Raw genomic sequence first — 7,635 nt, forward strand, 5'->3', positions numbered from 1 at the left:
CACCGAGATCCTCGCGCCGCCGGCCGGTAGCGCGGACAGCAGCGCGGCTCGTGCGGACACGAGCGTCCCGGCGTCGGCCAGGGAGAGCACGCCGGCGACGTGTGCCGCGGCGATCTCGCCGATGGAGTGGCCGGCCACGAAGTCCGGCCGCACGCCGAACGACTCGACCAGCCGGTGGAGCGCCACCTCGAAGGCGAACAGCGCGGGCTGGGTCCACCCGGTGTCGCTGAGGTCGCCGGCGCCCGCTCCACCGGCACCGAAGACCACCTCACGCAGGCCGGTGGGCAGCACCGCGAGCGCCTCCTCGAACGCCGCCGCGAACACCGGGTACGTGGCGTACAGGTCGGCACCCATGCCGACCCGCTGCGCACCCTGACCGGTGAACCCGAACGCCGTCTTCCCGCTCACGGGCGAGCCGGTGACCGCCGGCTCCGCCAACCCGGCGACCAGCTCGTCGCGGGTACCGGCGACGGCCACCGCGCGGTGGCCGAACGTGGCCCGCGCGGCCAGCAACGTGTGCGCGACGTCCTCGAGTCGGGCCGCGCCGGCCGCCACGAAGGAGCGGAGCGTGGCGGCCTGACCGGCGAGCGCCTCGGCCGACCTGGCCGAGAGCACGAACGGGCGGACCGCCGCCGGCACCGGCTCGGGCGCCGGCGGGACGTCCGCCGGCTCGGCCTCCTCGACGATCACGTGCGCGTTCGTGCCGGAGATGCCGAACGAGGAGATCCCGGCCCGGCGTGGCCGGTCACCGGCCGGCCACGGCGTCGGCTCGGTGAGCAGCCGGACCCCGGCGGTGTCCCAGTCCACGTGCGGACTGGGCGCGTCCACGTGCAGCGTCCTCGGCAGCTCGTTGCGCTGCAGCGCCAGCACCACCTTGATCACGCTGGCCACGCCGGCCGCGGACTGGGTGTGCCCGATGTTCGACTTGACCGAACCGAGCAGCAGCGGGCGGCCGGGGTCCCGGTCGGCGCCGTAGGTGGCGGCCAGCGCCTGCGCCTCGATGGGGTCGCCGAGCCTGGTGCCGGTGCCGTGCGCCTCGACGACGTCGACGTCCGAGGTGGACAGTCGCGCCGACTGGAGTGCCTGCCGGATCACCCGTTGCTGCGCTGGGCCGTTGGGCGCGGTGAGGCCGTTGGACGCGCCGTCGGAGTTGATCGCCGAACCACGTACCACGGCCAGTACCCGGTGGCCGTTGCGGCGCGCGGCGGACAGCCGCTCCACGACGACCATGCCGGCGCCCTCGGAGAACCCGGAGCCGTCCGCGGCGGCGGCGAACGCCTTGCACCGCCCGTCGGTGGCCAGGCCGCGGGCCCGGCTGAACCCGATGAACAACCCGGGCGTGGCCATCACGGTGACGCCGCCGGCCAGCGCCAGCTCCGCGTCCCCGTTGCGCAGCGACTGGATCGCCAGGTGCAGCGCGACCAGGGACGACGAGCAGGCCGTGTCCACGGTGACCGCCGGGCCCTCGAAGCCGAGGGTGTAGGCGATGCGCCCGGACGCGACGCTCGGCGCGCTGCCGTTGCCCAGGTAGGTCTCGATGTCGTCCGGCACGGAGTCCAGGCGGGTGGCGTAGGCCTGGCCGTGGATGCCGGCGAACACGCCGACCTTCGCGCCCCGCAGGGAGAGCGGGTCGATGCCGGCGCGTTCCACGGCCTCCCAGGAGGTTTCCAGCAGGAGCCGCTGCTGCGGGTCCATGGCCAGCGCCTCCCGCGGCGAGATGCCGAAGAACGCCGGGTCGAAGTCGGCCGCGTCGTCGATGAAGCCGCCGTTGCGGGTGTAGGCGTGGCCGGCGCGCTCGGGGTCGGGGTCGTAGACGTCCGGCCAGCCGCGGTCGGTCGGGAACTCGCCGATCGCGTCGCCGCCCTCGGCCAGCAACGCCCACAGCTGTTCGGGGGTCGCGATGCCGCCGGGGAACCGGCAGCTCATGCCGACGATCGCGACGGGTTCGTCGGTGGGTGCCGTCGCGGTCACGGTGGTCGGCGTCGCCCTGGTCCCGGTGCCGAGCTGGGTCAGCAGGTAGCCACTCAGTGCCGCGGGCGTCGGGTAGTCGAACACCACCGTGGCGGACAGCCGGACCCCGGCGGCGCCGGAGACGCGGTTGCGCAGCTCGACCGCGGTCAGCGAGTCGATGCCCAGCTCCACGAACTGGCTGTGCGCGTCGATCGCGTCGGTGGACGCGTGGCCGAGGACGAGCGCGGCGTTGGTGGCGACCATGTCGGTCAGCAGCCGCTCCTGCCCCGCGCGGTCCAGCCCGGCGAGCGCGTCGGCGACGCCCGCGGCCTCCGCCGAGGTGTCGACGGTGCGCCGGACCGGTGCGCGGACCAGGCCGCGCAGCAGCGGGGCGACCGCGCCGGAGGCCCGCACGGCGGTCGGGTTGACCCCGGCCGGCACCAGGTGCGGCGAGGCCAGGGTGCGTGCGGTGTCCAGCAGCGCCAGGCCGTCCGCCGTGGACAGCGCCACCATGCCGCCCCGGCTCATCCGGCGCAGGTCGGCGTCGGCGAGGTGCGCGGTGATGCCGGTGCGTTCGGCCCACAGGCCCCACGCGGTGGCGACCGCGGGGCGGCCGTTCGCGACGCGGTGGTGGGCGAGTGAGTCGAGGAAGCCGTTCGCGGCCGCGTAGTTGCCCTGGCCCGGACCGCCGAACGTGGCGGCGGCCGAGGAGAACAGCACGAACTCGGCAAGGTCGGCGTCCGCGGTCGCGTCGTGCAGGTTGACCGCGGCGGTGACCTTCGGCGCCATGACGCCGGCCAGCCGTTCGGTGGTCAGTGAGCCGATCATGGCGTCGTCGACCACACCGGCCGTGTGCACCACGGCCGTGAGGTCGGCCACCGTGGACAGCAGGGCGTCGAGCGCCGCGCGGTCGGCCACGTCGCAGGCCTCGACGCGGACGGTGGCGCCCAGCGCGGTCAGCTCGTCGACCAGCTCGGTCGCGCCCTCGGCCGCCACGCCGCGCCGGCTGGTGAGCAACAGGTTCTCGGCGCCGAGCGCGGTGACGTAGTGCCGGGCGACGGCCGCGCCGAGCACGCCGGTGCCACCGGTGATCAGCACGGTGCCGTTCCTGTCGAGCGCACGCGGGATGGTCAGCACGACCTTGCCGACGTGCCTGGCCTGGCTGACGTGGCGGAACGCGGCACGGGCCTGGCGCACGTCGAACACGTGCGTCGGCAGCGGCGCGAGGACGCCGGCCTCGAACAGCTCGACCAGCTCCCGCAGGATCTCCGGGATGCGTGCCGGGCCGGCCTCGCCGGAGTCGAACGCGCGGTAGACGACGCCCGGGTGGTCGGTCGCGACCCGCTCGGGGTCACGCACGTCGGTCTTGCCCAGCTCCAGGAACCGGCCGCCGCGCGGCAGCAGCTCGAGCGAGGCGTCGACGAACTCCCTGGCCAGCGAGTCGAGCACGACGTCGACGCCCTCGCCCCCGGTGGCCGCCAGGAACCGCTCGCGGAAGTCCAGGTCGCGGGAGGAGGCGAGGTGGTCGACACCGAGTTCCCGCAGCGCCGGCCACTTCGCCGGGCTCGCGGTGGCGAACACCTCGGCGCCGAGGTGCTTGGCGAGCTGGATGGCGGCCATGCCGACACCGCCGGCGCCGGCGTGCACCAGCACCCGCTCCCCCGCCCGCAGCCCGCCGAGGTCGACGAGCGCGTAGTAGGCGGTCAGGAACACGATCGGCACGGACGCGGCCATGGCGAACGACCACCCGGCCGGCATCGGCGCGAGGCAGTGGGCCGGCGCGACGGCCTGGTTCGCGAACGAGCCCTCGACGAGGCCGAACACCCGGTCGCCCACGGCGAAGCCGGTCACGGCCGAGCCGACCTCGATGACGACGCCGGCGCCCTCGCTGCCCAGCGGGCCGGCCTCGCCGGGGTACATGCCGAGCGCGTTGAGCACGTCGCGGAAGTTCAGGCCGCCGGCACGCAGCTCGACGCGCACCTCGTCCGGCGCCAGCTCGCCGGTCGGGAACTCGGTCAGCGCGAGGTCGTCGAGCACGCCCTTGGCCGGCTGGTCGAGGCGCCACGAGCCGCCCGGCACGGACAGCGCGCCGCCGTCGGCCGGGACCCTGGCGAGCCGGGGCGCGGTCAGCGCGCCGGCACGGATGGCGAGCTGCGGCTCGCCCGCACCGAGGACGGTGGGCAGCGCGCGTGCCGACGCGGCCGGCACGGGGTCCGGGCCGATGCCGAACGGGCGTGCCGGGTCGAGGTCGACCAGCAGGACGCGGTCCGGCTCCTCGGCCTGCGCCGAGCGCACCAGGCCCCAGACCGCGCCGCCGCTGAGGTCGGTGACGCGCTCGGTCACCGAGGTCGGCATCGCGCCCCTGGTCACCACGACGACCGTGGTCGCCGCGAACCGGCCGTCCGCGAGGACGTTCCGCACCAGGGACAGCACGCGGTCGGTCGTGGCGAGCACGTCACCGTCCGGTGTGGACTCGACGAGCAGGACGGCCGGGGCGTCGGGGACGTCGGCCAGGTCCGCGTACCGCGCGACGGTGACGCCGGCGGCGGCCAGCTCGCCGTCCACCGTGAACACGTCCGGTCCGAGGGCGGCCCAGGCGCCGGCCGCCGCCGCGGTGCCGGTGACCGGCGCCCAGTCGACGTGGAACAACGCGTCGGCGGCCGGGTCCGGCGCGGCGACGGCGTCGGTGGACATGGCGCGGACGGTCAGCGAGTCGACCCGGCCCACCGGCTGGCCCGACTCGTCGGCGAGATCGATGGCGAAGGCGTCGTCGGCGACCGGGGACAGCCGCACCCGCAGCGCGGTCGCGCCGGACGCGGTGAACCGGACGCCGGACCAGACGAACGGGAGCCGGCCGGCCTGGTCGGCGAACATGGCGGACACGCCGACCGCGTGCAGGCACGCGTCGAGCAGCGCCGGATGCATGGTGAACCGCCCGGCCGCGTCCGCCTGCTCGGCCGGCAGCGCGATCTCGGCGTACACGTCGCCGCCGACCTGCCAGGCCGCGCGCAGACCCTGGAACGCCGGCCCGTAGCCGAACCCGATCTCCGCCAGCCGCTCGTACAGCCCGTCGACCGGCAGCGCCGTGGCCTCTGCCGGCGGCCAGCTCGCGGGTAGCTCCTGGCGGGTGGCCTGCCCGCGGTAGCCGAGCGCCCCGCTGGCGTGGCGGGTCCAGGGGGCGTCCGCCGCCGCGTCGTCCGGTCGCGAGTGGATGGTCACCGGGCGCGTGCCGTGCTGGTCCGGTGGGCCGACCCAGACCTGGACGGCCACGCCGCCGGACGCGGGCAGGACCATCGGGGCCTCGATGGTCAGCTCCTCGATGCGGTCGGCGCCGACCTCGTCACCCGCCCGCACGGCCAGCTCGACGAACCCGGTGCCGGGCAGGATCGCGGTGCCGGCCACCGCGTGGTCGGCGAGCCACGGATGGGTGCGCACCGACAGCCGGCCGGTGAGCAGCAGGCCGTCGGCGTCGGCGAGGGTCGTGACGGTCGCCAGCAGCGGGTGGTCGGTGCTGGTCAGGCCGAGGTCGACGGCGTTCGCGACCTCGGCGCTGTCGTCCAGCCAGTACCGCTCGCGCTGGAACGCGTAGGTGGGCAGGTCGATCCTGGTGCCCTGTGGCAGCGCCAGGTTGGTCGACGCGCCCGCGGTGTGCAGGGTGGCCAGCGCGGCGAGCGCGGTCGTGACCTGCGGCCGGTCGCGGCGTTGTGCGGCGACGACGGTGAGCGGCGCGTCCGGCACCGGATCCGCCTCGGCGAGGGTGTCGCGGACCATCGCGGACAGGACGCCGTCCGGGCCGAGCTCGGCGAAGCGGGTGACGCCCTTGGCCCGCATGGCGGTCACCAGGTCCGCGAAGCGCACGGCGTCGCGGACGTGGTTCACCCAGAAGTCGACCGAGGTGACGTCGGCGAGCATCGGGATGGTCGGCTTCGTGAAGGTGAGGTCCGCGACGACGGCGCGGAACTCCTCGAGCATCGGCTCCATCAGCGGCGAGTGGAACGCGTGCGACACCGACAGGCGCCTGGTGCGCGCGAAGTTCGCCGCGACGGCCAGTACCTCCGCCTCGTCCCCCGCGATCACCACCGAGGACGGGCCGTTGACCGCCGCGACCGACACGAGACCGGTCAGGAGCGGTCGGACCTCGTCCTCGGTGGCGACCAGGGACACCATCGCCCCGCCTCGCGGCAGGGCGGCCATCAGCGACGCACGGGCCGTGACGAGCTTGGCCGCATCCGCGAGCGTAAGAACGCCGGCACAATGCGCGGCCGCCACATCACCAACTGAATGTCCACCCACCACATCTGGCTTCACCTCCCATGACTCGAACAGCCGGAACAACGCGACCTCGATCGCGAACAGGGCGGGCTGGGTCCACCCGGTGTCGTCCAGATCCCCGGCACCGGGTCCGTCGACACCGAAGACGACCTCCCGCAGCCCGGTGGGCAGGTGTGCCAGCACCTCGTCCAGCGCGGCGGCGAACACCGGGAACGTCTCGTACAGCTCGCGCCCCATGCCGACGCGCTGCGCGCCCTGCCCGGTGAACACGAACGCCGTCCTGCCCGGCCCGGCAACACCCCGCACCACGTTCGGCGCGCTCTCGTCGCCGTCGGCGATCGCACGCAGCCCGGCACGCGCGGCATCGGCGTCCTCGGCCAGCACGACGGCGCGGTGGGTGAACGCGGATCTGCTGGTGGCCAGCGAGAACGCGAGATCGGCGAGACTCCCGGCGTCCACGGTGGACAACAGGCGCGTGGCCTGGGCACGCAGCGCGGCCCCGGTCTTCGCCGACACGGCAAGGGAAACCGGCCAGGCCGGGGTCGCGGTGGCGGCTCGGCCCGCACCGCTCGCGGGCGGTGCCGCGGTGGCGGTCTCGTCCGGGGCCTCGATGATCACGTGCGCGTTGGTGCCGGACACGCCGAACGAGGAGATCGCGGCCCGCCGCGGGCGGTCGGTCGACGGCCACGCCGTCGCCTCGGTGACGAGGTCGACCGCGCCCGCCGACCAGTCGACCTCCGGCGTGGGCTTGTCCACGTGCAGCGACCTGGGCACCACGCCTTCGCGCATCGCGGCGACCATCTTGATGATCCCGCCGACCCCGGCCGCGGCCTGGGTGTGCCCGATGTTCGACTTCAGGGAGCCGAGCAGCAGCGGGCGCTCCCGCTTCTGCCCGTAGGTGGCCAGGATGGCCTGCGCCTCGATGGGGTCGCCGAGCGTGGTGCCGGTGCCGTGCGCCTCCACCACGTCCACGTCCGAGGTGGACAGTCCGGCGTCGGCGAGCGCGGCGCGGATGACCTTGCGCTGCGCCGGCCCGTTCGGCGCGGTCAGGCCGCTGGACGCGCCGTCCTGGTTGACGGCCGTGCCGCGCACGACGGCCAGCACCTGGTGGCCGTTGCGGCGCGCGTCGGACAGCCGCTCCAACACCAGCACGCCCACGCCCTCCGACCAGCCGGTGCCGTCGGCGGCGGCCGCGAACGACCTGCACCGCCCGTCGCGCGACATTCCCCGCAGCCGGCTGAACTCGACGAACACCCCCGGCGTCGCCATCACCGTCACCCCACCGGCCAGCGCGAGCGTGCACTCCCCTTGGCGCAACGCGTGGCACGCCAGGTGCATGGCCACGAGCGACGACGAGCAGGCGGTGTCGATCGTCAGCGCCGGACCCTCGAGCCCGAACGCGTACGCCACGCG

Annotated in this window: 1 protein-coding gene; it reads right to left on the reverse strand. The window is 75.1% G+C overall.

Annotated features, from left to right (window positions below):
• Nucleotides 1-7,635, reverse strand: a 7,635-nt coding sequence (locus tag ACJ73U_RS36850; RefSeq protein ID WP_407782386.1) for an SDR family NAD(P)-dependent oxidoreductase, incomplete at both ends; no start/stop codon positions are given.

The organism is Actinophytocola sp., from assembly GCF_045807065.1.
Taxonomy (GTDB): domain Bacteria; phylum Actinomycetota; class Actinomycetes; order Mycobacteriales; family Pseudonocardiaceae; genus Actinophytocola.